Origin of the sequence: Micromonospora sp. M51 (assembly GCF_018070305.1) — a bacterium.
GTDB classification, from domain to species: domain Bacteria; phylum Actinomycetota; class Actinomycetes; order Mycobacteriales; family Micromonosporaceae; genus Micromonospora; species Micromonospora parva.
In genome coordinates this window covers 1-1,005 of sequence record NZ_JAGPXZ010001258.1, presented here as the reverse complement: position 1 = coordinate 1,005, position 1,005 = coordinate 1, and the positions used below count along the sequence as shown (strand labels likewise).

General features: G+C 71.1%; 1 protein-coding gene and 2 pseudogenes. All 3 read left to right on the top strand.

Annotated features, from left to right (window positions below):
* On the top strand, positions 1-479 hold a 479-nt coding region (locus KBX53_RS34115; protein WP_210863941.1), incomplete at its 5' end, for a tetratricopeptide repeat protein.
* A 261-nt stretch (positions 480-740) separates the two neighbouring features.
* Positions 741-923 (top strand): annotated as a pseudogene (locus KBX53_RS34110) (cyclic pyranopterin monophosphate synthase MoaC); the annotation flags it as partial.
* Positions 913-1,005: pseudogene (locus KBX53_RS36755) on the top strand (MogA/MoaB family molybdenum cofactor biosynthesis protein); the annotation flags it as partial. The pseudogenes KBX53_RS34110 and KBX53_RS36755, both read left to right, overlap by 11 nt.

The window sequence follows — 1,005 nt, the reverse complement described above, 5'->3', positions numbered from 1 at the left end:
AGGCGATCCGGATCCTCATGGCCTCCTTGGCCCTGCGCGATCGCACCGGCCACCGGTACGCCGAGGCCGAGGTGCGCAACGACCTCGGGATCGCCTATCGCGGTCTCGGCCGTCTGGTCGAGGCCCAACAGCAGCACGAGGCGGCCAGACAGTTGTCGATCACCTCGGGGGAACGACACGTCGAGGCGGCCGCGCTGAACGAACTCGGCCGTACCCTGCTGGCGCAGGGGCGAGGTGGCGAGGCCGTCGAGATGCACCAGGCCGCCCTGCGACTGGCCACCCGGATCTCGCACCCGTACGAGCAGGGGCGTGCCCTGGCCGGCCTCGCCGACTGCTTCGCCCGCGCCGACCCGGCCGAGGCCCGCAGGCACTGGGAGCGGGCGTTGGCGATCTTCCGGCGGATGGGGGTGCCGGAGCGTTTCGAGGCCGAACGCCGTCTTGCCGTGCTGGCTTCCACAACTGTGGTCTCGGGGCTCTGACCAGGTCTAACGTCTCTTATCGATTTCTTATCGCCGGGCCCGGTAACTTCGTGGCCGTATCGGCGAACGGGGGAGGTTCTGCTCCTGGGCAGAACCGGGTCGCCGACACGCACCCGCTGCCAGGTCCCCCCAGCGACCTCGGCGGCGGGTCGGTCAGGAAGGGGCGGCGTCGGGCCGTCGCACCGTCAGCACCCGGTGTGATCGTCGGTGTGACGTCGCTCCTTCCGGCCACCGTCGCACCGCACCGATAGGCTCACGACCGTGACCGAACCCGCGCAGCTCAGCCACGTCGATCGCGCCGGCGCGGCCCGCATGGTCGATGTCTCCGCCAAGGCGGTGACGGGCCGGTTGGCCGTCGCGGCCGGCCGTCTGCGGACGACACCCGAGGTCATCGATCTGTTGCATCGCGACGGTCTGCCCAAGGGTGACGCGCTCCCCGTCGGACCGGACGCCGGACGTGACCCGGGGCCTGCTGGATTACGAGGTGCCCGGCATCGCCGAGGCGATCCGCGCGCACAGCCGTGAC